This window comes from Streptomyces sp. NPDC060002 (assembly GCF_042737245.1).
Lineage (GTDB): Bacteria > Actinomycetota > Actinomycetes > Streptomycetales > Streptomycetaceae > Streptomyces.
Window position 1 is genome coordinate 54,044 of the sequence record NZ_JBHWUW010000016.1, and the last position, 24,234, is coordinate 78,277.

Sequence of the window (24,234 nt, forward strand, 5' to 3'; positions counted from 1 at the left end):
ACGAGGTAATGCAGAGCGGTACTTGGTGGGTGGAACAGCTGAATTCAGGCCGATTCGCCCTGTCCGCATGTTGAGAACGTGCAGGACGGGCCGGGGTTCGTTCAGGTGTCTCAGGCGTTTTGGTGATGACCGGATTCGTTGCTGCAGGCGACTTGTAGGGCCTCGGACAGGTCGTGCGCATAGCGCGCGCCCAGGATGTAGCTGTGGACCTGTATTGCGCGCGCATTACGTAGAGTTACGTCTATGAAAGGCAGTCCGGCGTCTCTCGGGACTTTTCCGCATTCCGTTGCGTGCATGGTGATGACGACCTTGCGGACGGAGCCCGCTTTCGTCCGGAACGGAGCCCGTGGGGCCGACGTCAGGGAAAGCCCGGCATACGGCTGGGCCACTCGCGTCACGGTGACCGGCGGGCCGGACTCCACGCCGAGCAGCACCTCGAAGGCGAAGGTGCGGGGGCGGGTGCCGGGCGGTACGGCGACCTGGCCGAGGTAGCTGACGTCCACCACCTGGGACGGGAACGGCGGTGCGGGCGTTGCCCGTTCGGCGTCGTGCGGCCGGGTCGCGTAGAGGTAGCCGCCGCCCGCGAGGAGGACCACCGCGGTGAGGGCGGCCGACGTGGCCCGGCGGTGGGCGGCATGGAGTCGGGCGAGCCTGCGGAGCAGGCGGGCGCCGGGAGTTGGGGCGTCCGTGTCGAGGGCGTCCGTGTCGAGGACGGCGGCGGGGCCGCGGGTGTGGGTGCCTGCGGGGGTGCGGTCGGCGTTGGGGGTGTCCCAGGCATGTGTGCCCTCGCCGGGCTCCACCGGGCCTGTGCCGCTCACTGCCACGGTCCCTCGGTCGGGGTGCCGGAGCGGTACCGGTCGGCGCAGCCCTCGGCCGCCTCGCGGTCGATCAACTCGTCGGCGGCCTCGGCTCCTTGGCGCTTCTTCGCGGTCCGCGCGGCGCCCACGACGGTCCGCAGGATCTCGTACTGGCCGTTGGACAGACCCATCGACTGGTAGTCCCCGTAGGTGGTGCTGTCCAGGATCTCGCGCGACCAGTGGGCGACGATGCGGGTGCACAACTCCTCGGGCGAGGTGGCGGATGCGGACGGGGACGGGGAAGGGGGCGGTGACGGGGTGCCGCTCGCGCCGGCGCTCCCGGAGGCTGCGCAGCCGGTCGCCAGCAGGCCCGCCAGCAAGGCCGCCGGCCACGCCGGTCCGAGCAGCCGCCCCGCCGCCCCCGTCCGGGGGGCTCCTGCCGTGGTCATGCCCCGACGCTAGGCCGCCGCGGTGGCGGCGGGCAACGGCCGCGCACGCGTGACCCTCCGGAGCGGCCGGCCCGTCACTTGGCGGGGCGCGCCTGCGCCCCGTCGCCGGCTCGTACGTCCCGCAGCAGACAGGTGAGCCGCGCGGTGCACACGCGCCGCCCCTCCTCGTCACTGATCACGATCTCGTACGTCGCCGTGGAGCGCCCCCGGTGCACGGGCGTGGCCACGCCGGTGACCAGGCCGGAGCGGGCCCCGCGGTGGTGGGTGCAGTTCAGGTCGACGCCGACGGCGATCTTGGAGCTGCCGCCGTGCAGCATGGAGCCGACCGAGCCGAGGGTCTCGGCGAGGACCGCGGAGGCGCCGCCGTGCAGCAGGCCGTAGGGCTGGGTGTTGCCCTCGACCGGCATGGTGCCGACGACCCGGTCCGCGGAGGCCTCGATGATCTCCACGCCCATCCGGGTGCCCAGGTGTCCGGCGGAGAACAGGGCCAGGATGTCGATGCCGAGGGCCGCGTACTCGTCGATGACCTCTTGCGGGAACTTCACGTGCTGCTGCTCGCCCATGGGGCCCGGCTCCGTTCGTCGATCACAGTCCAGCTGGACTTAAGCAAACGCTCAGTCGGTAGCCGATTGTTCCAGACGGACGACGACGGACTTGCTGGCCGGGGTGTTGCTGGTGTCGGCGGTGGCGTCCAGCGGGACCAGGACGTTGGTCTCCGGGTAGTACGCGGCGGCGCAGCCCCGGCTGGTCGGGTAGAGCACGACCCGGAAGCCGGGCGCCCGCCGCTCCACGCCGTCGTGCCATTCGCTCACCAGGTCCACGTAGGAGCCCTCGGCGAGCTCGAGGGCGCGCGCGTCCTCGGCGTTGACCAGGACGACCCGGCGGCCGTTCTTGATGCCCCGGTAGCGGTCGTCGAGGCCGTAGATCGTGGTGTTGTACTGGTCGTGCGAGCGCAGCGTCTGCAGGAGCAGCCGGCCCTCGGGCAGCCGCGGGTACTCGACGGGGGCCGCGGTGAAGTTGGCCTTGCCGGTCGCGGTGGGGAAGCGGCGCTCGTCGCGCGGGCCGTGCGGGAGGGTGAAGCCCTCGGGGCGGGCCACGCGCGCGTTGAAGTCGTCGAAGCCGGGGATCACGCGCGCGATGCGGTCCCGGATCGTCGCGTAGTCCTTCTCGAACTCCTCCCACGGCACCTTGCTGTCCTCGCCGAGCACGCGGCGCGCGAGGCGGCAGACTATGGCGGGCTCGGACAGCAGGTGGGCGCTGGCGGGGGCGAGGCGGCCGCGGGAGGCGTGCACCATGCCCATGGAGTCCTCGACGGTCACGAACTGCTCTGTGCTCTTCCCGTTCGGGCCGGCCTGGAGGTCGCGCTCGGTGCGGCCGAGCGTCGGCAGGATGAGGGCCCGCGCGCCGGTCACGACATGTGAGCGGTTGAGCTTGGTCGACACGTGCACCGTGAGCCGGGCGCGCCGCATGGCCGCCTCGGTGACCTCGGTGTCGGGGGAGGCGGAGACGAAGTTGCCGCCCATGGCGAAGAACAGCTTCGCCTCGCCGTCGCGCAGTGCGCGGATGGCGCGCACGACGTCGAAGCCGTGCCCGCGCGGGGGCGCGAAGCCGAACTCCTTCTCCAGGGCGTCCAGGAAGGCGGGCGTGGGCCGCTCGAAGATGCCCATGGTGCGGTCGCCCTGCACGTTCGAGTGCCCGCGCACCGGGCACACGCCCGCGCCCGGACGGCCGATGTTGCCGCGCAGCAGAAGGAAGTTGACGACCTCGCGGATCGTCGGCACGGAGTGCTTGTGCTGGGTGAGACCCATGGCCCAGCAGACGATGGTGCGCTCGGAGGCGAGCACCATGCGCAGGGTTTCCTCGATCTCCGCGCGCGTGAGGCCGGTCGCGGTGAGCGTCTCGGCCCAGTCGGCGGCGCGGGCCGTGTCGGCGAACTCCTCGAAGCCGTGGGTGTGTTCGGCGATGAACGCCTCGTCGAGCGCGCCCTCGGTCTCGAGGACGAGCTTGTTGAGGAGGCGGAAGAGGGCCTGGTCGCCGCCGATGCGGATCTGGAGGAAGAGGTCGGTGAGCGAGGCGCCCGCGGTGAGGCCCTTGGGGGTCTGCGGGTTCTTGAAGCGTTCCAGGCCCGCCTCGGGCAGCGGGTTGACGCTGATGATCTTCGCGCCGCCCGCCTTGGCCTTCTCCAGCGCGGACAGCATGCGCGGGTGGTTGGTGCCCGGGTTCTGCCCGGCGACGATGATCAGGTCGGCCTGGTAGAGGTCCTTGAGCAGGACGCTGCCCTTGCCGATGCCGATGGTCTCCGACAGGGCCGAGCCGGACGACTCGTGGCACATGTTGGAGCAGTCGGGGAGGTTGTTCGTGCCGAGTTCGCGGGCGAAGAGCTGGTAGAGGAACGCGGCCTCGTTGCTGGTGCGGCCCGAGGTGTAGAAGACGGCCTCGTCGGGCGAGGCGAGGGCGGCGGTCTCCTCGGCGATGATGTCGAAGGCGCGCTCCCAGGTCACCGGTTCGTAGCGCTCTCCGCCTTCGGGGAGGTACATGGGGTGCGTGAGGCGACCCTGCTGGCCGAGCCAGTAGCCGCTGCGGCCGGCGAGGTCGGTGACGGGGTGCGCGGCGAAGAACTCGGGGGTGACCCGGCGCAGGGTCGCCTCCTCGGCGACCGCCTTCGCGCCGTTCTCGCAGAACTCGGCGGTGTGCCGGTGCTCGGGTTCGGGCCAGGCGCAGCCGGGGCAGTCGAAGCCGTTCTTCTGGTTGACGCGCAGCAGGGTCAGCGCGGTGCGCTTCACACCCATCTGCTGCTGGGCCATCCGCAGGGAGTGCCCGACTGCCGGCAGGCCCGCCGCGACGTGCTTGGGCTCGGCGACCTGCGGAGCGTCCTGGACCGGATCGGCCTTGGGCGGCTTCGTTGCCATCGCGCTCTCCCTCGCTCGCCTGTGCGACATACCTCCGGGATCCTCGCACGAGGCGCCGACACCGTTCATCCGCGGGCGGGTCGGCGGGCGGGAGCAAAGCTTGCGGCGGACGGCCGGCGGCCCGGGGGATCCCGTGAGCGGTGGTGGCCGGGACCGAGTGTCAGTGGGGCGTGGCAGGATCGGGGGCGTGGCAGAGACAGCAGCGAAGAAGACCGACACCCCCGCCGGCAGCCGGCCCCGCCTGATGCTCATGGACGGGCACTCGCTGGCCTACCGCGCGTTCTTCGCGCTGCCCGCGGAGAACTTCACCACCGCGACGGGCCAGCCGACGAACGCGATCTACGGTTTCGCGTCGATGCTGGCCAACACCCTGCGTGACGAGGCGCCCACGCACTTCGCGGTCGCGTTCGACGTGTCCCGCAAGACCTGGCGCTCCGAGGAGTTCACCGAGTACAAGGCGAACCGGTCCAAGACGCCGGACGAGTTCAAGGGCCAGGTCGAGCTGATCGGCGAGCTGCTCGACGCGATGCACGTGTCCCGGTTCGCGGTGGACGGCTTCGAGGCGGACGACGTCATCGCCACGCTGGCCACCCAGGCCGAGGCCGAGGGCTTCGACGTGCTGATCGTCACAGGCGACCGCGACTCCTTCCAGCTGGTGTCCGAGCACACCACGGTGCTGTATCCGACGAAGGGCGTCTCGGAGCTGACCCGGTTCACCCCGGAGAAGGTCGTCGAGAAGTACGGGTTGACGCCCGCCCAGTACCCCGACTTCGCGGCGCTGCGCGGCGACCCGTCCGACAACCTGCCGGGCATCCCCGGGGTCGGTGAGAAGACGGCCGCGAAGTGGATCAACCAGTTCGGTTCGTTCGCGGAGCTCGTCGAGCGGGTCGAGGAGGTGAAGGGCAAGGCCGGGCAGAACCTGCGCGACCACCTGGAGGCCGTCAAGCTCAACCGCCGCCTCACCGAGATGGTCCGTACCGTCGAGCTGCCGAGGACGGTCGTCGAGCTGGAGCGCGCCCCGTACGACCGCACGACCGTCGCGATGATCCTGGACACCCTGGAGATCAGGAACCCGTCGCTGCGTGAGCGGCTGTACGCCGTCGACCCGGGCGGCGAGGAGGCCGAGGCGACGCCGGTGATCACCGGCGGGGTGGAGCTGGACGGCACGGTGCTGGGCACCGGCGAGCTGGCCGGCTGGCTCGCGGAGCACGGCACCGACACCCTCGGCGTCGCCACCGTCGACGCCTGGGCGCTGGGCGCGGGCTCGGTCGCCGAGATCGCGCTCGCCGCCGCCGCGGGAGCGGCCGCCTGGTTCGACCCGGCGGAGCTGGACGAGGCCGACGAGAACGCGTGGGCGGCCTGGATCGCCGCCGAGGACCGCCCCAAGGTCCTGCACAACGCCAAGGGCGCCATGCGTGTCTTCGCCGAGCACGGCTGGTCCGTCGCCGGCGTCGGGATGGACACGGCGCTCGCCGCCTACCTGGTCAAGCCGGGCCGCCGCTCCTTCGACCTGGACGCGCTGTCCCTGGAGTACCTGGGCCGTGAGCTGGCCCCCGCCGCCGCGGCCGACGGCCAGCTCGCCTTCGGGGCGGACGACGGCGCCGAGGCCGAGGCCCTCATGGTGCAGGCCCGCACGATCGTCGACCTCGGCGAGGCGTTCCGCGGCCGGCTGGAGGAGGTCGGCGCGGCCGACCTGCTGCGCGACATGGAGCTGCCGACCTCCGCCCTCCTGGCCCGCCTGGAGCGGCACGGCATCGCCGCCGACCGTCCCCACCTGGAGGCCATGGAGCAGATGTTCGCGGGCGCCGTCCAGCAGGCCGTGAAGGAGGCGCACGCGGCGGCCGGGCACGAGTTCAACCTGGGGTCGCCCAAGCAGTTGCAGGAGGTCCTCTTCGGCGAACTGGGCCTGCCGAAGACGAAGAAGACCAAGACCGGCTACACCACCGACGCCGACGCCCTGGCCTGGCTCGCCGGCCAGACGGACAACGAGCTGCCGGTCATCATGCTCCGCCACCGGGAGCAGGCGAAGCTGCGGGTCACCGTCGAGGGCCTGATCAAGACGATCGCCGCGGACGGCCGCATCCACACCACGTTCAACCAGACGGTCGCCGCGACCGGCCGGCTGTCCTCCACGGACCCGAACCTCCAGAACATCCCCGTCCGCACCGACGAGGGCCGGGCGATCCGCCGCGGCTTCGTCGTCGGCGAGGGCTTCGAGTCCCTGATGACCGCCGACTACAGCCAGATCGAGCTGCGTGTGATGGCTCATCTGTCGGAGGACGCCGGCCTCATCGAGGCGTTCACCTCCGGCGAGGACCTGCACACCACGGCCGCCTCCCAGGTGTTCGGCGTCGAGCCCACCGCGGTGGACGCGGAGATGCGGCGCAAGATCAAGGCGATGTCCTACGGCCTGGCGTACGGCCTGTCGGCGTTCGGCCTGTCCCAGCAGCTGAACATCGACGCGGGCGAGGCCCGTGGCCTGATGGACGCCTACTTCGAGCGCTTCGGCGGCGTACGGGACTATCTGCGCCGCGCGGTCGACGAGGCGCGGGCGACGGGCTACACGGCGACGGTCTTCGGCCGCCGCCGCTATCTGCCCGACCTCAACAGCGACAACCGGCAGCGCCGTGAGGCCGCCGAGCGCATGGCCCTCAACGCGCCGATCCAGGGCACGGCGGCGGACATCGTCAAGATCGCCATGCTCAAGGTGGACGCGGCCCTGCGCGCGGCGGACCTGAATTCCCGCATGCTGCTCCAGGTCCACGACGAAATCGTCCTGGAGATCGCCCCCGGTGAGCGTGCGGCGGTCGAGGAGCTGGTCCGCCGTGAGATGGCCGGCGCCGTCCAGCTCAGGGCCCCGCTGGACGTGTCGGTCGGCGCGGGCGCGGACTGGGAGTCGGCGGCGCACTAGCCCCCGGCGGGGGAGCGGCCTGCCGCTCCCCCGCCGGTGTCGTGGGAGCCGTCGGCGTCGCGAGATGTTCGGTCACCGCCGGTACATCCCCCGAGGGCCCTCACCCGCGTGGCCCCCGAGAACAGGCCCCAGCCGGGTCAGGGCCATCAGGATGCCGCCATGGGTATACGCATGCTCCACCGCCGGAAAGCCCACGCACGCGTTCACGCCACGGCGGCCGCGGAGTCCTGGCCCGGCGCGGCTTCCCGGACGCGGCCGCGCCCCGCCCTCGCGCCGGGCGCCGCCACCCCCCGGATCCCGTGGACCCCCGCCACGGCCCTGCATGCGGCTGCCGCGCGGCTTCACGGTCCGGCTCTCACCGGGCTTCTGCCCCTGCCCTTGCCCCGTTTCCTGGCCCGGGTCCTCGCCGGGTTCGCTCCCCGGGACGACAGCCGGCGGCGCCTGTGGGCCGAGGCGGTACGCGGACACCTGGTCCGGGCGCTCGGCGTCCTCGGCCGGCTCCGCGGACCCCGTACGGACCGTCGCATCCCGCTCTTCGTCGCGACGGCAACCCCCCTCACCGAACGCCGGGGCGGCTCCGCCGCACACTGACCCCGTCCGCTTCCGCTTCCGCAGCCCCGTCCGCGTCCGCTTCCGGCTGCCCGGCGCAGGCATCCCGGGCGGCCGGACGAGCCGGACGAGCCGGGCGGACAGGCCGGGCCGGACGCCACAGCCGCACTCCGACCGCGTACAGCAGCATCCCCAGCACCAGCCCCGCGCCCGCCCCGAAGCACAGCGTCGGGACGAGCTCCCACGGCTTCGCCTCGCGCGACCCCCAGTACTCCCACCACCGCGTCGCCCGCCGCACCGCCGCGACCAGCGCGCAACCGCCGATCACGGCGCCCGCCCACCACCGGTCCCGCACCGACAGCACCGCGACCCCCACCGGCTCGCCGGCCGGCGCCCGGCGCAGCGCGTACGTCACGAACGCGGCGATCACCACCGCGGCCACGGCCGAACCCCCGTACTGGAGGTACCAGTACAGAGGCGATCCGGCGATGTCCTCGCCGAGGACGGGGAACAGCCGCATGCCCCAGCGGTCGAGGTGCGTGAACTCGTCCCACACCACATGGGTCAGCGCGCCGAGCGCCGCGGAGACGTACCACCACAGGGCGGTGGACGGCCGTACACGCGCGCGTGGCGCCCCGCAGCGGGTCAGCGTGGCAGCCCGGCCCTGCCGGGACCGCGGCAGCAGCGCCACCAGCGGCTCGCGCACCAGCAGCCAGAGCCCCACCAGAGCCCAGGCGACGAGCACGTCGATCGTGAACACGCCGGGCAGGGAGTGTGTGACGTCGCCGAACTCCATGGCCCCGGACAGGACACTCGCCGCGTAGTAGGTCATGTCGGGAGCGAAGGAACCCGCCACGAGGGCGGCCGGAACCAGGGACCCGCGACCGGTGCCGTCGGCGCGCACGGCAGGTAGCACGGCCGCCGCGTGACTCAGGGTGAACGGCAACGGGGCTCCCCGGGGCGAACGTTGACGGGCCGGCCGGCCCGGTGATCTACGACGTCCAGTATGCGGGGCACGGTTCCAGACCGACCGCACATGACCGGCTGGTGAAAACGCCACCCGAACGGGTGCCGGTGCAAAAGAAGTTGTCGTAGGGTCGCCTGGGTCGGCATGCCCGAGGGCGCGTCGAACGGAAGAGCGGAGCAGGGCAATCCGCCCATGGGTGCAACCCTCGGGGCGGGTTGATCGTCACACCGGTGACGGCGGCCGTAGCGGCAACGGCCACCACAGTGGCAACAGCCGCAACGGCAGGGTGCAGGCGAAGAGACGGGCGTACCGCGTCCACGGGAGGGTTCCACTTCATGTCGGCGCATTTCGGCACCAGGCTGCGCAAGGGAGCGGTCAACACGACCGTGGCCGCACTGGCGGTAGCGGCTCTGGCCGCGTCCCAGGCACCGGACGTCACGGCCGACGGCCACGGCAGACAGACCGCCGCCGACACCCCGTCGTCCGCCGAAACGGGCACCGGCACCGGTGACAGCGCCACCGGCAACTCGCCGTACTACACGGACCTGCCGCCGCTGAAAAGCCCGAACCCCGCGCCGAGCGAGAGCTCCTCCACCACCCCGGCCGCCACCGGCACCACGGAGGCCGGCATCCCGGCGACCGTCCTGGACGCCTACAAGAAGGCCGAGGCGGAGCTGGCGCAGTCCAAGCCGGGCTGCAACCTGCCCTGGCAACTCCTCGCCGCCATCGGCAAGGTCGAGTCGGGCCAGGCCCGCGGCGGCAACGTGACCGCAGACGGCACCACCATCTCGCCGATCCTCGGCCCGGTCCTCAACGGCGTCGGCTTCGCGAACATCAGCGACACCGACAACGGCGCGTACGACGGCGACAGCACCTACGACCGGGCCGTGGGCCCCATGCAGTTCATCCCGTCCACCTGGGCGTGGGCGGGCCGCGACGGCAACGCCGACGGCAAGAAGGACCCCAACAACATCTACGACGCCGCGCTCGCCGCCGGCCACTACCTGTGCCGCTACGACTGGGACATGTCGGCCACGTCCGGGATGCGCAGCGCGATCCTCAGCTACAACAACTCGACGGACTACCTGAACACCGTCCTGTCGTGGGTGGAGTACTACCGCAAGGGCACGCACGAGATCCCCGACGGCACCGGCACCGTGCCCGACAACCGCAGCGACGACGGCACCGGCTACACGCCCACCTCGCCGTCCACCCCGTCGACGCCCAGCACGCCGAGCACACCCAGCACGCCGAGCACGCCGTCGACGCCCAGCAAGCCCAGCAAGCCGTCGACGCCCAGCACCCCGACGCCGACCCCGACCCCGACGCCGACCGACACGGTCGCTCACCTCGAGGACGCGGGCACGCCGAGTCTCGCCGCCATGGCGGGCGACGCGTTCACCGACCGCATCAGCACCCGCGCGGAGACGGCGGCCGGAAAGGCCGTCGCCAAGGTCCGCATCCGCTTCACCATCGTCGGCGACACCGACGCCACGTTCACCGGTGGCGAGCGCGTCGCCACGATCTCCACCGGCGCCGCCGGCATAGCCCTCGCGCCCGCTCTCGAGGCGGGCGAGGAGACCGGCGCCTTCACCGTCCGTGCCACGGTCCTCGGTCGCACGCTCTCCGCCCTCGACTACAGGGCCACCGTCACCGCCCGCGCAGCCGACGCCCTCGCCCGCACCAGCGGCACCGCGCTGACCTGCACCGCCGGCGGCGAGTTCGCCGACCCGGTCGAGGTGAAGGCCACCTACAAGGGTGCCGTGGCGGACAAGGTCGCGGTCACCGCAACCCTGATCAAGTCGGCCGTCGACGCGACCACGAACGACAAGGGCCCCTACTTCAAGGACGCCGCCGGCAACCCCGTGCGCACCCTGGACCTCCGGACGGACGCGAACGGCCTGCTCCAGTTGCCCAAGCTGTACGCGGACGACACCGCCGGCGCCTATCTGCTCCGCATCACCACCACGGGCGGAGCGACCCTGACGGTGGAACTCACCGTCACGGCCGCCGAGACCTCGACGCCGACCCCGACGCCCAGCGAGTCCGAGTCGACGACCGCAGGCTCGTAAGCCTTCCCCGGTCCCCGGTCCCCGGACTCCGCTTCGGGCCCTCCTGCGAACGACGCCGGCGGCGCCCCCTCTCCACAGGGGCGCCGCCGTCGTGTGCGACGTGTTCTCATCTCGCCCGCCCGTTGCTACCGTGCCCGACCTGACGTCCCGTCAGCTCCGGGAGGACCGTATGCGTGCCCTGATCGCCGCCGCGACCGGTCTCGCCGTCGCGCTCGCCCTGGTCCTCACCCTCACCGCGCTGGACACACCGGCCGGCAAGACCTCCCCGAAGCCACTGCTGACGACGGTCCCCGCACACCCGTAACCGCCCCACCCGCCGGTTCCGCCCGCGAAGGAGGCCGAGATGCGGCGCAAGGCCAGTCTGATCCTGCTCGCCCTCGCCGTGTTCTTCGCGGCGCTGTCCCCGCTGCTGCGCTGGTACGCCTTCCCGCACCTCGCCAAGATCCCGGCGAACGAGTACCAGACCATGGTCCTGGAGGCGAAGAACGCCACCCTCCTCGACTACGGCACCATGACCGCCCGCACGGTCCCAAAGATCACCATCGTGCAGACCCTCAAGGGCGACGTGGAGGCCTCCGAGAAGATCGAGAAGACCGCAGGCCGGGACGTCGTCGTCTGGGACGGCCTGTCCTACGTCCAGGGGCCCGACGGCAAGATGGTCTCCAAGGTCCCCGAGCGGTACATCTTCGACGCCCACACCCAGGAACCCGTGCACGCCACCGGCGAGATGGTCGACGGCGACCCGGTGCGCCGGGAGGGCATCGAGTTCAAATGGCCCTTCCTGACCGAGAAGCGGGACTACGAGTACTTCGACGCCCAGACCCGCACCACGGCCCCCATCCACTACCAGGGCACCCGGAACTTCCGCGGCCTGGAGGTCTACTACTTCGAGCAGACCATCCCCTGGACCAAGGTCGCCATGCCCAGGACGATGCCGGTCGAGGGCATCACCCCGGAGACCGTCGCCAGGACCGGCACCACCCGCTGGTACACCACGGTCCGCAAGTTCTGGGTCGAACCCGTCACCGGCGCACCCGTCTACGGCGAGGAGATCCACAAGGAGGAACTCCGCGGCGGCACCCTGCTCGGCGGCCGCGCGAAGGTCACCGCCTTCGCCGGACACGTGAAGATGCGCGAGGACTACATCGAGCACACGGTGTCCGTGATCAAGTCCAACCGCACCCTGGTCCTGCTGCTGACCGCCTACCTCCCCTGGGGCTTCCTCCTGCTCGGCGCCCTCCTGATGTCCCTCTCCCTCTACCTGGAGGCCCGCGGCCGCCGCCCGGACGAACCCACCGCCGCCGAGCCCGCCGCACCGCAGCCCGTCACCGCCTGAGCCGTCACCGCCTGAGCTGTCACCGCCTGAGCCGCGCGTTGGTGAACCGGGTCGGCTCGGCGCCGGCCGGATCCTCGGGCCAGGGATGCTTCGGATACCGGCCGCGCAACTCCGCCCGCACCCCCTTGTAGCCCTCCCTCCAGAAGGAGGCGAGGTCGGCCGTGACGGCCGCGGGCCGCCCGGCCGGCGACAGCAGATGCACCAGCAACGGCACCCCGGCGACCCGCGGCGACTCCTGGAGCCCGAACATCTCCTGCAGCTTCACCGCGAGGACCGGCCGATCCGGATCGGCATAGTCGATCCGGATCCTGGACCCGCTCGGCACGGTGATCCGCTCCGGCGCCAGCTCCTCCAGCCGGGCCGCCTCGCCGGAAGCCCAGGGCAACAGCCGCCCGAGCGCCTCCCCGGCATCGATCCGCCCGAGATCGCTCCGCCGCCGCGCCCGGCTCAGCTCCGGCTCCAGCCACTCGTCCACGCGCGCGTGCAGCGACGCGTCGGAGACGTCGGGCCACGGCTCGCCCAGCTGCCGCCGCAGGAACGCCAGCCGCTGCCGCAGGACGTCCGCATCGGCCGACCACCGCAGCAGCCGCAGCCCGTCCTTCTCCAGCCCTTCGACCAGCGCACCGCGTACGAGCCCGGCGTCGGCGTTCCTGAGCGGACGCACCGCCAGCTCCACCGCCCCCAGCCGCTCCACCCGCCGCGCCACGACATCCCCGTCGGCCCAGTGGACCTCGTCCCGCGCGTCGAGCAGCGCGCCGGCCGCGAGCCGGGCGACCTCCTCGTCCACGACCGCCGCGAGTTGCACGCGCGCGTGCCCCTTCCCCACGGGCCGGTCGGCGACGGCGACGGCGAGCCAGGGGGCCCCGCGCAGATCGGTGCCCTCGCGGACCTCGGCCCGGGTGCCGGAGACCATGAGGTAGGAACCCCCGTCGGCCCTGGCGAGCCGCTCCGGGAAGGCCAGGGCGACGACGAGCCCGGCACCGGCGTCGGCACCGGCACCGGCACCGTCTCCGCTTCCGCTTCCGTTCCCTCCCGCGGCGGTGGGCCCGGCCGGCGTCGAACCTTCGACGACGGCCCGCAGCCGGCGCACCTCCGCCCGCCACCGCGAACCGTAGGCGTCACCCCCGCGCCGGGTGGACCGCAGAGCGGCGGCCAGATCGTCGCCGTACTCCCGCGGAGCCTCCTCGCTCAACAACGCGACCACCTCGACGGCCCGCTCCACCCCCACCGCCGCGGCCCCGTCGAGCAGGGCCCGGCCCAACCGGGGGTGCAGTCCCAGCCTGGCCAGCCGTTTCCCGCGCGCGGTGGCCCGCCCGGCGGAGTCCACCGCCCCGATCGCCGTCAGCAAAGACCTCGCGGCCGCCATCGCCCCGCCCGGCGGCGGATCCAGCAACGCCAGCCCGGAAGCGTCCGGGTCCCCCCAGCACGCCGCCTGAAGGGCGAACGCCGTCAGGTCGGCCACCCGGATCTCCGGAGCCGGGAACGACGGCAGACGGGCATCCTCCGCCTCCGCCCAGCACCGGTACACCGCACCCGGCGCCTCCCGCCCGGCCCGCCCCGCCCGCTGCCGGCCCGCCGCCTGCGAGGCCCGGACCGTCGCGAGCGCGCTCAGCCCGCGCGCGTGGTCCACCCGCGGCTCCCGCGCCAGCCCCGAGTCGACGACCACCCGCACCCCGGGCACCGTCAGCGAGGACTCCGCCACGGAGGTCGCCAGGACCACCCGGCGCCGCTCCCCGGGAGCCAGCACCGCGTCCTGCACGGCCGTCGGCGCCCGCCCGTGCACCTGGAGCACGTCCACCCCGGCCGGCCCACCGAGGAGCCCCGCGACCCGCGCGATCTCCCCGACGCCCGGCAGGAAACACAGCACGTCTCCCGACCGCTCGGCCAACGCCCGCCGCACCACCGACGCGACGTGCGCCAACAACGCGGGATCCACCCGCATGCCGTGCGGCGGCCGCACGGCACGCGCCGGAGGCACCCAGACCACCTCGACGCCGAAGACGGAACCATGCGCCTCCACCACCGGCGCCCCGCCCAGGAGCCGCGCCCAGCCGGCCGTGTCCGTCGTCGCCGAGGCCGCCACCAGCCGCAGCTCCGGCCGCAGCGTCTCGCGCACGTCCCACAGAAAGGCGGCCGAGGTGTCCGCGTCGAGGTGCCGCTCGTGGCACTCGTCCAGCACCACCACATCGACGCCCGACAGCTCCTGGTCGCGCTGAAGACGCTGAAGCAGCACACCGGTCGTGACGACCTCCACGCGCGTGCGCCGCCCGACGACCCGCTCTCCGCGCACGGTGTGGCCCACGCTCTCCCCGGGCCGCTCACCCAGCAGCCACGCCATCCGCCGGGCCGCCGCCCGGGCCGCGATCCGCCGCGGCTCGGCCACGAGCACCCGGCGCGCCGGGCCCCCGCCCAGCAGCCCGGCCAGGGCGAGCGGCACCAGCGTCGTCTTGCCCGTACCGGGCGGCGCGGCCAGGACGGCCGTGCCGTGGCCGTCGAGGGCGTCGTTCAGGGCGGGCAGTGCGGCCCGTACGGGCAGCGAGTCCAGGGCGTCGTAACGGGGGATCACGCCACCAGTGTCGTACGCCCCCGAAGACGAGCCGCACGCGCGCGTGCGCGTGGGCGTCCCGCGTGCAGGCGTCAGGTAGGAGGGAGGGAGAGGAGGGGCGGAGCGGGCAGGTGCCCCGCTAGTCCCGCTCGCAGACGAAGACGGCCGTCCCCGGGATCAGGTTCCCGCGCAGCGGGGACCAGCCACCCCACTCCGAGGAGTTCCAGGCCGGCCACTCCGGCTCGACCAGGTCCACCAGCCGGAAGCCGCCCGCCACGATGTCGCGGACCCGGTCGCCCAGCGTCCGGTGGTGCTCCACGTACACCGCGCGGCCCTGGTCGTCCTGCTCGACATAAGGAGTGCGGTCGAAGTAGGACGAGGACACGGTCAGCCCCTCCGGGCCCGGCTCGTCCGGGAACGCCCACCGGATCGGGTGGGTCGCCGAGAACACGAAACGGCCCCCGGGCCGCAGCACCCGCCGCACCTCCTTCAGGACCTGCACCGGGTCGGCCACGAAGGGCAGCGCCCCGTACGCCGAGCAGGCCAGGTCGAAGGAGGCGTCCGCGAAGGGCAGCGCGCCCGCGTCGGCGCACACCAGCGGGAACGACGCGCCGATGCGAAGCGCGTGCTGGAGCTGGCGGTGCGAGAGGTCCAGGGCGACCGGACGCGCGCCCTGCTCGGTCAGCCAGCGGGCGCACTGCGCCGCGCCGGCGCCGATCTCCAGGACCGACCTGCCCTTCAGCTCCTCCGGCGGGCCGAGCAGCTCCGCCTCCACCTCGTCCAGTCCCTCGGGACCCCACACGAAGCGGCCGTCGCCGAGGAAGGTGCCGTGCTCGATCTGGTATTCGTCCGCGTTGCGGTCCCACCAGCCCCGGTTGGCCCGGGAGCTCTCGGTGACGTCGGCGTCACGGCGGGTGGCTTCCGGCTCGAAGGCCGGCTCGGACGATGCGGGCTCTTGGATGATCGGCTCCCTCGTCGTACTCTTCCGTGCAACCCGCCCGTCGGCCTCACCCGAGGTGTCGCCGAAGGGGCTTCCTGTGGCCGGTGTGACCTCAGGAGAAAGGTTGTGTGCCGGGTATGCGGTGATCCGCCCCGGGTGTGCGCGTTCGCGCATTGACCCGGCCCGGCTGCCCCCGTATGCTACAAGTTGCGCTGTGGGCCTGCGCACCTCAGACGTAGCAGGCTGCGCTCGCATCTGTTGTATGTCCCCTCGGTTCTCGGGGTGCCATCACCAGTTCTCTGGTGAGGTGCTTCCTAAGCTGTCCGGCTTCTTCAGGGCGATCACGGGCTTCCGGCGTAGCAGTACCTACGACTCACTGTCCGTACCGGAGCCCTTTCCCACATGACGAGCAGCACCGAGACCACCGCCACCACCCCGCAGGTTGCGGTCAACGACATCGGTGACGAGGCAGCATTCCTCGCCGCTATCGACGAGACGATCAAGTACTTCAACGATGGCGACATCGTCGATGGCGTCATCGTCAAGGTTGACCGGGACGAGGTTCTCCTCGACATCGGTTACAAGACCGAAGGTGTCATCCCGAGCCGTGAGCTCTCGATCAAGCACGACGTCGACCCCAATGAGGTCGTCGCCGTCGGTGACGAGATCGAAGCCCTTGTTCTCCAGAAGGAGGACAAGGAAGGCCGCCTGATCCTCTCGAAGAAGCGCGCCCAGTACGAACGCGCCTGGGGCACCATCGAGAAGATCAAGGAAGAGGACGGCATCGTCACCGGTACCGTCATCGAGGTCGTCAAGGGTGGTCTCATCCTCGACATCGGCCTCCGTGGCTTCCTGCCGGCTTCCCTCGTCGAGATGCGCCGCGTCCGCGACCTTCAGCCCTACGTGGGCAAGGAGCTCGAGGCGAAGATCATCGAGCTGGACAAGAACCGCAACAACGTGGTCCTGTCCCGCCGTGCCTGGCTGGAGCAGACCCAGTCCGAGGTCCGTCAGACCTTCCTCACGACCCTCCAGAAGGGTCAGGTCCGCTCTGGCGTGGTCTCCTCGATCGTCAACTTCGGTGCCTTCGTGGACCTGGGTGGCGTCGACGGTCTGGTCCACGTCTCCGAGCTGTCCTGGAAGCACATCGACCACCCCTCCGAGGTTGTCGAGGTCGGCCAGGAAGTCACCGTCGAGGTTCTCGACGTCGACATGGACCGCGAGCGTGTCTCCCTGTCGCTGAAGGCGACCCAGGAAGACCCGTGGCAGCAGTTCGCCCGCACGCACCAGATCGGGCAGGTTGTTCCCGGTAAGGTCACGAAGCTCGTTCCGTTCGGTGCGTTCGTGCGCGTCGACGAGGGCATCGAGGGTCTGGTCCACATCTCCGAGCTGGCCGAGCGCCACGTGGAGATCCCGGAGCAGGTCGTCCAGGTCAACGACGAGATCTTCGTCAAGGTCATCGACATCGACCTCGAGCGCCGCCGCATCAGCCTCTCGCTGAAGCAGGCCAACGAGTCCTTCGGTTCCGACCCGGCCTCGGTCGAGTTCGACCCGACCCTGTACGGCATGGCCGCGTCGTACGACGACCAGGGCAACTACATCTACCCCGAGGGCTTCGACCCCGAGACCAACGACTGGCTCGAGGGCTTCGAGTCGCAGCGTGAGGTCTGGGAGAACCAGTACGCCGAGGCGCAGACGCGCTTCGAGCAGCACCAGGCTCAGGTCATCAAGTCCCGCGAGGCGGACGAGAAGGCCGCTGCCGAGGGCGGCGACGCGGCGGGTGCGGCTCCGGCCGCGTCCGGTAGCGGCGGCGGCGGTGGCGGTGGCGGTTCGTACTCCTCCGAGGGTGCCGACACGTCCGGCGCGCTGGCCTCGGACGAGGCGCTCGCCGCTCTGCGCGAGAAGCTGGCCGGCGGCCAGAGCTGAACCGGTAGCCGCTGAGGGTTAGCAGCTTGTCGAGGGCCCGCACCTTTCGAGGTGCGGGCCCTCGGTGCTGCCCGGAAGCGGCATCGCTGTTCTCTCCCCCGCCGTGACCGCCCCCGCACGTCCCCGACCCGACCGGCCCTCACCCGGTCGCCGTGAGAAGCCGGTAGCAGTCACCTGATCAAGGGGCGTGGACCGGGAATGCCCACGGTCCGGCGCGCGTTGGACAGGAGGAACACGAGGGGAGCGGTCCAAGTGCTTGATCCGCAGGGTTTGTACGCATGGGAGCCGAAGGGCCTGGCAGTCGTCGACATGGCGCTGGCCCAGGAGTCGGCCGGACTTGTCATGCTCTACCACTTCGACGGATACATCGACGCGGGCGAGACCGGTGACCAGATCGTCGACCGGCTCCTCGACTCGCTGCCCCACCAAGTCGTGGCCCGCTTCGACCACGACCGGCTGGTCGACTACCGCGCCCGCCGCCCGCTGCTGACCTTCAAGCGCGACCGGTGGACCGAGTACGAGGAGCCGACCATCGAGGTGCGGCTCGTACAGGACACCACCGGTGCGCCGTTCCTGCTGCTGTCCGGCCCCGAGCCGGACGTGGAATGGGAACGCTTCGCCGTCGCCGTCAAGCAGATCGTGGAGCGGCTCGGCGTCCGCCTGGCGGTGAACTTCCACGGCATCCCCATGGGCGTCCCGCACACCCGGCCCGTGGGCCTCACCCCGCACGGCAACCGTACGGACCTCATGCCGGGCCACCGCAGCCCCTTCGACGAGGCCCAAGTCCCCGGCAGCGCCGAAGCGCTCGTGGAGTACCGCCTCATGGAAGCCGGACACGACATCCTGGGCGTCGCCGCGCACGTCCCGCACTACATCGCCCGTTCGGCGTACCCGGACGCGGCCCTGACCGTCCTGGAAGCGATCACGGCGGCCACCGGCCTGGTTCTGCCGGGCATCGCGCACGCCCTGCGCACGGACGCCCACCGGACGCAGACCGAGATCGACCGCCAGATCCAGGAGGGCGACGAGGAACTCACCTCCCTCGTCCAGGGGCTGGAGCACCAGTACGATGCCGCGGCCGGCGCCGAGACCCGCGGCAACATGCTCGCGGAGCCCGTCGACATCCCGTCGGCCGACGAGATCGGACAGGAGTTCGAACGGTTCCTCGCCGAGCGCGAGGGCGAGGGCTGAACAAGCCGACGAGAGGTAAAGGCAGCGGTAGGACCAGAGGCAGAGGCAGTACGCAGGGGCCTGTCGGGTGCATCGTCACCGGCAGGCCCTAAGCTTCCGCTCATGCTGAAAGTGGGCCTGACCGGCGGGATCGGCGCCGGCAAGAGCGAGGTGTCACGGCTGCTCGTCGAGTGCGGGGCCGTACTGATCGACGCGGACCGCATCGCGCGCGAGGTCGTCGCGCCGGGCACCCCGGGACTCGCGGCCGTCGCGGAAGCGTTCGGCGAGGACGTCCTCGCCCCCGACGGCAGCCTCGACCGCCCCCGCCTGGGCTCGGTCGTCTTCGCCGACCCCGCGAAACTCGCCCTCCTCAACTCGATCGTGCACCCCCTGGTCGGCGCCCGCTCCCGCGAACTCGAGGCGGCCGCCCCCGAGGACGCCGTCGTCGTCCACGACGTCCCCCTCCTCACCGAGAACGCCCTCGGCCCCCTGTACGACGTCGTGGTCGTCGTCGACGCGGCTCCCGAGACCCAGCTCGACCGGCTCGTCCGGCTCCGTGGCATGACGGAGGAGGACGCGCGCGCGCGGATGGCCGCCCAGGCGACCCGGGACAAGCGCCGGGAGATCGCGGACATCGTGATCGACAACGACGTACCGCTCGCGGATCTCCACCGGCGCGTGCAGGACGTGTGGGCCGACCTCACGCGCAGAGCGCACGCGCAGCACGGGGCCACACCGGAATAGCGGCCCTCGCTCCGCGCGTTGAACGCATTGAGCAAGGGAAGGATTTTTCCGTGCCCGACACCAGCGGTTCGACCGGACGTACTCCGGAGACACATGTCATCGACTTCCGTGCCGCGGAGCATCTGCTCGCCGCACGGGACCCGCGGGGCGCGGTGAAGTTGCTCGACAAGGTCATCGCCGCGCACCCCGAGAACACCGCCGCCCGGCTGCTGCGCGCGCGTGCCTTCTTCGCCGCCGCCCAACTACGGCCGGCCGAGCTGGAGTTCACCATCGTCCTGGAGCGCGAACCGGACAACGCCTTCGCGCACTTCGCGCTCGGCCGCACCTATGAGCGGCAGGGCCGGGGCGACCAGGCCAAGCGCCACTTCCGGCTGGCCGCGGCACTGGACCCGAACCCGCAGTACCTCGAAGCGGCGCGCTTCGAAAGCTGAGAACGGCCGACTTCCGGGCCGGCGAGCCGCTGGACCGCCGGGCCACTGGATCACCGAGCCGCTGGGACAGCGGGCCACTGGGTCACCGGGCCACCTGATCACCGGGCTTCAAGGGCGACGGTGCTCGGGCGGCCGGTACGGCGGGATGTCGCGGCCCGGCTGATAGTGGGGGCCCTGCCGCCGATGTCTGAGGATCATCGTCAGATCGACCGTGATCACCAGCCACAGCACCCCGCACGCGGCCGCCCACCCCGGGCGTCCCACGAGAGCGAACGCGGCCGTCCCGAAGATCGCCCAGGCCAGGCCCCACAGGGTCAGCCACAGACGCATCCGCAGCGCACTGCGCGCTGTCACCGGCTCACTGCCCGTACGCATCCCGATCACCGCTCCTCCTTGCAACGTACTCCCTGGTCCGGACGTTCTCCAGGGGGTCGATGCGTGCTCCTCCCGCGCGGCTCGAACGGAGCGGCCATCCCTCGAACGGGTGAACTAGTGCGGATGGGGAACGGCCGTACGGAGACCGGCCGTTGGACGGGCATGAGGCTGGAAATGCGAGACGGATATCAGGGAACCGGTCCCGGTGCGATCACTCCGGACGGCTGCGCGGTCGAGCTCTACTCGCGGCTGCCGGTGGGGAACGAGCCGGAAGTCATCGCCGCGGCGGTGCCCGCGGGCGCGCACATCCTGGAGCTGGGCAGCGGGGTCGGCCGAGTGACTCACGCCCTGCTGGAGCGCGGGTTCACGGTCACGGCGGTCGACGAGTCCGCCGAGATGCTGGAGCGCGTCCGCGGGGCCCGCACGATATGCGGCCCCATCGAGGACCTCGCCCTGGGCGAGACGTTCGACGTGGTGATGCTCGCCTCGTTCCTCGTGCACAACGGGGACGTCGAGTTACGGCGAAGGATGCTGCGGGCCTGCGCACGCCACATCGCGAAGGGCGGCTGCCTACTGATCCAACGGGAAGGAGAGGACTACCACTCGAACGTGCCGCGCGAGCGCGTCGACCCGAGCGGCTTCACGATCCGGATCGTCTCGACCGACCCCGTCGGGGACGGCGTCCACTCCGTACGCGCGGAGTACGACTTCCCGGACGCGGCGTGGACCCAGACCTTCCGGTCCCGCCCGCTGACCAAGAACCAGTTCGAGGAGGCCCTGGCGGAAGCGGGCTTGAGAGTGGAGCGCTATCTGACGGAGGACCGCATGTGGGTGAGGGCGGTACCGGTGACCGAGTAGAGAGGGGAAGGGCGGGAGGAGGGACCACAGGAGGGACCGCAGGAAGGAAGGCAGGCCAGGAGAAGACGGGAGGGGGCCCCAGGCCCCTCGGGCCCATCCGGCTCTAGATCGCTCTGATCGCTCTGATCCGTCCGGCCTGGTCTTACCGTGGAGACATGGACGCCTCCAAGGCCCCCTCCCACTCCATCGCTCCTGACTCCCCGACCTCCCCCTTTCCACCTTCCGCGACCTCCCCCTCCCCCTCCCCCTCCGCCGCTTCGCGCTCCTACTCCGCCCTGGCCATGCTCGACCGGAGGGTCGGGGGCTGTCGGGCGTGTCCTCGGCTGGTGGGCTGGCGTGAGGAGGTCGCCCGTACCAAGCGGGCAGCCTTCGCCGACTGGACGTACTGGGGTCGGCCCGTACCGGGCTTCGGGCCGCCGGACGCCCGGCTGCTGATCGTCGGGCTGGCCCCGGCCGCGCACGGGGGAAACCGTACGGGGCGGATGTTCACCGGGGACCGTTCGGGCGATGTGCTGTACCAGGCGTTGTACGACGTGGGGCTGGCGTCGCAGCCCACCGCCGTGTCCGTCGACGACGGGCTGGAGCTGTACGGCGTGCGGATCACCTCGCCCGTGCACTGTGCGCCGCCCGCCAACAAGCCCACGCCGGGGGAGCGGGACACCTGTCGGCCCTGGCTGGTGCAGGAGCTGAGGCTGCTGCGGCCGACGTTGCGCGCGGTGGTCGTACTCGGAGCTTTCGGTTGGCAGGCCGCGTTGCCCGCGTTCGCCGAGGCGGGCTGGACCGTGCCCCGGCCGCGGCCCCCCTTCGGGCACGGGGCCCGGGTGCCGCTCGGCGGTCCGGGCGGTCCGGGCGGTCCGGAAGTCGCCGGCGGCCTCGATGTCTTCGGCTGCTTCCACGTCAGTCAGCGCAACACCTTCACCGGCCGGCTCACCCCCGGGATGTTGCGCGACGTGCTGCGCACGGCTGCGGGGGCGGCGGGGCTCTCGTGAGCGCCGGTCAGACGACGCGTGCCGCGGTGACCGGCCGTGACGCGACCGGGTAGGCCTTGTCCCGGGCGATGTTGACGCTCCAGCGGTAGCGGGAGAATTCTCCGGTGGTGTCGGAGGCGTAGAACATCATGTGGCCGATGCCGACGCCCTCGAACTGTTCCTCCGCGACGAGGCCGACCATGCGGGTGTCGGGATACTTGGGATAGTTGGTCAGCGCGTACACGCCGTGCGGTTCGGCCGTGCAGTCGACGACCTCGACGGCGTACTGGGTCTCGCCGGTGAAGTCGGCGACTCCGCTGAAGATGCCCTTGATTTCGCGGACCATGACGATGTGGCCGGTGTTGCCCTCGACCTGACCGTTGTAGTCCACCGCGATCAGATCGCCCGGCCGGAGGTCGGCGACCTTGCGGATCTGCTGGAAGCGCGGGCCGGCGGTGCCGTCGGTGAAGGCCTGGCGGTAGTCGGCGGCCTCGGGGACACGGTCCTGGAAGTACTGGGTGAAGTAGGCGTCGGTGGCCCATCCGTAGGTGTGTTTCAGCGCCCAGGTGACGAAGGACGAGCAGCGGGCCCGGGCGATCCAGCTCGACAGGTCGTCGGGTGTGCCCCAGGTGACGGTCGACGGGGAGCCGATCAGGTAGACGTTGTTGAGGCGGGCCGTGCGGCTGCTGATCAGGGAGATCTCGTCGGCGCTCAGGGCGCGGCCGTATGCGCGCACATCGTCGACGGAGCCCTTGAGGTGGTTCACGTAGGAGCCGTTCCAGCGGGCCCGGCCTATGTTGAAGCCCTGGGTGGCGGCCCAGGACAGGGTGGCGTCGGCGGAGCCTTCCAGTACGCCGTTCACGTACAGGTGGACTCGGGCGCCGTCCCACACGCCGCTCAGGTGGGTCCACTTGCCCGGCGCGGGGGCAGTGGTGGCGAGCGCGGAGATCTTGACGCTCTGGTCCTCGGCGCGCACCTTGAACGCCCAGGCGCCTGCGGTGTCGTCGTACTGGAGCAGGAAGCGGCTGCAGCCGGTGCCGTCCTGGCTGACCGCCGTGTACATGTTGGTCAGAACGGCGTCGTTCGCGAGACGTACCCATGCGGAGACCGTGAACGGGGCCGTGGTGTCCAGCACGGAGGCCGTGGCGGCGTAGGCCGCGTCCAGGGTCAGTTCGCCGCCTGCCCGCAGGGTGGTCCAGCTCGCGCCGGCGCCGGGGGCGACGGGGTGGTCGCGGCCGGAGAGGTCGGCGCCGGAGCCGTCCAGTGGCCAGTGGCCGGTGAGGCCGGCGGGCAGGTAGCCGGCCGCGAGGAGGCGCTGGTACTGGACCATCTGCTCGGCCTGGGCGAGATGGGGTGCGGCGACCGGTGTGAACGGGGTGTCCAGTGGGGTGTCGGCGGCCGCGCTCCCGGCAGCGCCGAGCACGCCGGTCACCGCGCCCGCCCCCACGAGTGCGGCTCCGCTCAGCAGTCCGCGTCTGCTCACCATGGTCGTTGTCCCCGTCCCGTTCGGCGTGTGTGCGCCTTCGGACACCTGTCCGAAGGGTCAGGGGATTCTAGGCGGAGCGTGATCGGGGAGGGGCGGGGTTTCCGGGAGGTTCGCTTCCCCGAACAGGTGCCGGACCGTGGAGCGGTAGTTGGCCTGTACGTGGTTCAGGGCGTGGGCGCGGGCGCGGGCCGGGTCGCCTGAGGCGATGGCGTCGTAGAGGTCCTGGTGTTCGGTGAGGAGCTGGGGCCATTCCTCGTTGCGCCGGGTGAGCCATTGCAGGCGGCCGGCGACCGGTTCCATGACCGAGATCAGCAGGGTGTGGCGCCGGCGTACGACCTCGCCAACGTCTGGCCGCAGAAGATCACCTTCAGGGCCGGCGGCATGATCAGCACGGTCGCGGCGCTCGTGGTCACCCCGTGGAACCTGTTCTCCAACCCCACGGTCGTCAACTACTTCCTCGGCGGTCTCGGCGCCTTCCTCGGCCCGCTGTTCGGCGTGATCATGGTCGACTACCACTGGGCCAAGCGCGGCCGCGTCGACGTCCACGAGCTGTTCGACGCCACCCCCGGCTCCCGCTACTACTACCGCAAGGGCGTCAACCCCAAGGCGCTGTGGGCGTTCCTCCCCTCCGCGGCGGTCGCGGCGGTGCTCGCGCTGGTGAAGACCTTCAGCGATGTGGCGCCGTACTCCTGGTTCATCGGGACGGCCGTCGGGGCCGGTCTGTACGTGCTGCTGTGCCGCAGTGAGCGGACCGCCGGGTCCGTGGCCGCCGCCGAGAAGCCCGTGGAGGTCTGAGGAACGTGC

General features: G+C 71.7%; 20 protein-coding genes and 2 pseudogenes. 12 read left to right on the forward strand and 10 right to left on the reverse strand.

Annotated features, from left to right (window positions below):
• Positions 1–110: 110 nt before the first annotated feature.
• The 4 genes from ACFWBD_RS16865 to ACFWBD_RS16880 form a co-directional block, all read right to left on the reverse strand.
• On the reverse strand, positions 111–818 hold the full coding sequence (locus tag ACFWBD_RS16865; protein ID WP_385667346.1) for a Tat pathway signal sequence domain protein: 708 nt from the start codon (positions 816–818) through the stop codon (positions 111–113).
• Positions 815–1,246 carry a hypothetical protein gene (locus ACFWBD_RS16870; RefSeq protein ID WP_385667347.1) on the reverse strand — a complete coding sequence of 144 codons (432 nt, stop codon included), beginning with the start codon at positions 1,244–1,246 and terminating at the stop codon, positions 815–817. Before ACFWBD_RS16870 ends, ACFWBD_RS16865 begins: the two co-directional genes overlap by 4 nt.
• 74 nt (positions 1,247–1,320) lie before the next feature.
• Positions 1,321–1,809 (reverse strand): PaaI family thioesterase, encoded by a 489-nt coding sequence (locus ACFWBD_RS16875; RefSeq protein WP_385667348.1) that lies wholly within the window; start codon positions 1,807–1,809, stop codon positions 1,321–1,323.
• A gap of 51 nt (positions 1,810–1,860) precedes the next feature.
• Positions 1,861–4,155 (reverse strand): FdhF/YdeP family oxidoreductase, encoded by a 2,295-nt coding sequence (locus ACFWBD_RS16880; protein WP_385667349.1) that lies wholly within the window; start codon positions 4,153–4,155, stop codon positions 1,861–1,863.
• Positions 4,156–4,342: 187 nt separating this feature from the next.
• Between ACFWBD_RS16880 and polA the strand changes: the two genes are divergently transcribed.
• Together polA and ACFWBD_RS16890 are read left to right on the forward strand one after the other, a co-directional pair.
• On the forward strand, positions 4,343–7,066 hold the full coding sequence (gene polA, locus ACFWBD_RS16885) for a DNA polymerase I (protein WP_385667350.1): 2,724 nt from the start codon (positions 4,343–4,345) through the stop codon (positions 7,064–7,066).
• A gap of 159 nt (positions 7,067–7,225) precedes the next feature.
• On the forward strand, positions 7,226–7,657 hold the full coding sequence (locus ACFWBD_RS16890) for a hypothetical protein (RefSeq protein ID WP_385667351.1): 432 nt from the start codon (positions 7,226–7,228) through the stop codon (positions 7,655–7,657).
• On the opposite strand, the gene ACFWBD_RS16895 is transcribed toward ACFWBD_RS16890, so the two are convergent.
• Positions 7,623–8,561: a DUF4184 family protein gene (locus ACFWBD_RS16895; RefSeq protein ID WP_385667352.1), complete on the reverse strand. Its 939-nt coding sequence runs from the start codon at positions 8,559–8,561 to the stop codon at positions 7,623–7,625. The genes ACFWBD_RS16890 and ACFWBD_RS16895 overlap by 35 nt on opposite strands.
• 356 nt (positions 8,562–8,917) lie before the next feature.
• Between ACFWBD_RS16895 and ACFWBD_RS16900 the strand changes: the two genes are divergently transcribed.
• From ACFWBD_RS16900 to ACFWBD_RS16910, 3 genes are all read left to right on the forward strand, one after another.
• Complete coding sequence (locus ACFWBD_RS16900; protein ID WP_385667353.1) at positions 8,918–10,654, forward strand: lytic transglycosylase domain-containing protein; 1,737 nt, start codon at positions 8,918–8,920, stop codon at positions 10,652–10,654.
• A gap of 169 nt (positions 10,655–10,823) precedes the next feature.
• Complete coding sequence (locus ACFWBD_RS16905) at positions 10,824–10,958, forward strand: SPW_0924 family protein (protein ID WP_385667354.1); 135 nt, start codon at positions 10,824–10,826, stop codon at positions 10,956–10,958.
• A gap of 39 nt (positions 10,959–10,997) precedes the next feature.
• Complete coding sequence (locus tag ACFWBD_RS16910; RefSeq protein WP_385667355.1) at positions 10,998–11,990, forward strand: DUF3068 domain-containing protein; 993 nt, start codon at positions 10,998–11,000, stop codon at positions 11,988–11,990.
• A gap of 19 nt (positions 11,991–12,009) precedes the next feature.
• Here the strand turns inward: ACFWBD_RS16910 and hrpB are convergent, their stop codons facing one another.
• The gene (hrpB, locus tag ACFWBD_RS16915) at positions 12,010–14,553 is read right to left on the reverse strand and encodes an ATP-dependent helicase HrpB (protein WP_385667420.1); all 2,544 of its coding nucleotides are present in this window, start codon (positions 14,551–14,553) and stop codon (positions 12,010–12,012) included.
• Positions 14,554–14,674: 121 nt separating this feature from the next.
• Positions 14,675–15,649 (reverse strand): class I SAM-dependent methyltransferase, encoded by a 975-nt coding sequence (locus ACFWBD_RS16920; protein ID WP_385667356.1) that lies wholly within the window; start codon positions 15,647–15,649, stop codon positions 14,675–14,677.
• Positions 15,650–15,877: 228 nt separating this feature from the next.
• On the opposite strand from ACFWBD_RS16920, the gene rpsA reads away from it, so the two are divergent.
• The 4 genes from rpsA to ACFWBD_RS16940 all read left to right on the forward strand — a co-directional run bounded on the left by rpsA (position 15,878) and on the right by ACFWBD_RS16940 (position 19,743).
• On the forward strand, positions 15,878–17,398 hold the full coding sequence (gene rpsA / locus ACFWBD_RS16925) for a 30S ribosomal protein S1 (RefSeq protein ID WP_385667357.1): 1,521 nt from the start codon (positions 15,878–15,880) through the stop codon (positions 17,396–17,398).
• A gap of 252 nt (positions 17,399–17,650) precedes the next feature.
• Positions 17,651–18,589 (forward strand): PAC2 family protein, encoded by a 939-nt coding sequence (locus tag ACFWBD_RS16930; RefSeq protein WP_351767784.1) that lies wholly within the window; start codon positions 17,651–17,653, stop codon positions 18,587–18,589.
• Positions 18,590–18,691: 102 nt separating this feature from the next.
• A complete protein-coding gene (coaE, locus tag ACFWBD_RS16935; protein ID WP_385667358.1) occupies positions 18,692–19,312 on the forward strand; it encodes a dephospho-CoA kinase in 621 nt (206 codons plus the stop codon).
• A gap of 50 nt (positions 19,313–19,362) precedes the next feature.
• Positions 19,363–19,743 (forward strand): tetratricopeptide repeat protein, encoded by a 381-nt coding sequence (locus ACFWBD_RS16940; protein WP_385667359.1) that lies wholly within the window; start codon positions 19,363–19,365, stop codon positions 19,741–19,743.
• 108 nt (positions 19,744–19,851) lie between these two features.
• On the opposite strand, the gene ACFWBD_RS16945 is transcribed toward ACFWBD_RS16940, so the two are convergent.
• Positions 19,852–20,118 (reverse strand): DUF6343 family protein, encoded by a 267-nt coding sequence (locus ACFWBD_RS16945; protein ID WP_385667421.1) that lies wholly within the window; start codon positions 20,116–20,118, stop codon positions 19,852–19,854.
• 174 nt (positions 20,119–20,292) lie between these two features.
• On the opposite strand from ACFWBD_RS16945, the gene ACFWBD_RS16950 reads away from it, so the two are divergent.
• Positions 20,293–20,976: a class I SAM-dependent methyltransferase gene (locus tag ACFWBD_RS16950; protein ID WP_385667360.1), complete on the forward strand. Its 684-nt coding sequence runs from the start codon at positions 20,293–20,295 to the stop codon at positions 20,974–20,976.
• Positions 20,977–21,257: 281 nt separating this feature from the next.
• On the forward strand, positions 21,258–21,965 hold the full coding sequence (locus ACFWBD_RS16955) for a uracil-DNA glycosylase (RefSeq protein ID WP_385667422.1): 708 nt from the start codon (positions 21,258–21,260) through the stop codon (positions 21,963–21,965).
• Between the two features lie 7 nt (positions 21,966–21,972).
• Here ACFWBD_RS16955 and ACFWBD_RS16960 read toward each other — a convergent pair whose 3' ends face one another.
• Together ACFWBD_RS16960 and ACFWBD_RS16965 are read right to left on the reverse strand one after the other, a co-directional pair.
• On the reverse strand, positions 21,973–23,430 hold the full coding sequence (locus ACFWBD_RS16960) for a LamG-like jellyroll fold domain-containing protein (RefSeq protein WP_385667361.1): 1,458 nt from the start codon (positions 23,428–23,430) through the stop codon (positions 21,973–21,975).
• Between the two features lie 57 nt (positions 23,431–23,487).
• A pseudogene (locus ACFWBD_RS16965) lies at positions 23,488–23,751 on the reverse strand (FCD domain-containing protein); the annotation flags it as partial.
• On the opposite strand from ACFWBD_RS16965, the pseudogene ACFWBD_RS16970 reads away from it, so the two are divergent.
• Positions 23,749–24,225 (forward strand): annotated as a pseudogene (locus tag ACFWBD_RS16970) (cytosine permease); the annotation flags it as partial. The pseudogenes ACFWBD_RS16965 and ACFWBD_RS16970 overlap by 3 nt on opposite strands.
• Positions 24,226–24,234: the final 9 nt, after the last annotated feature.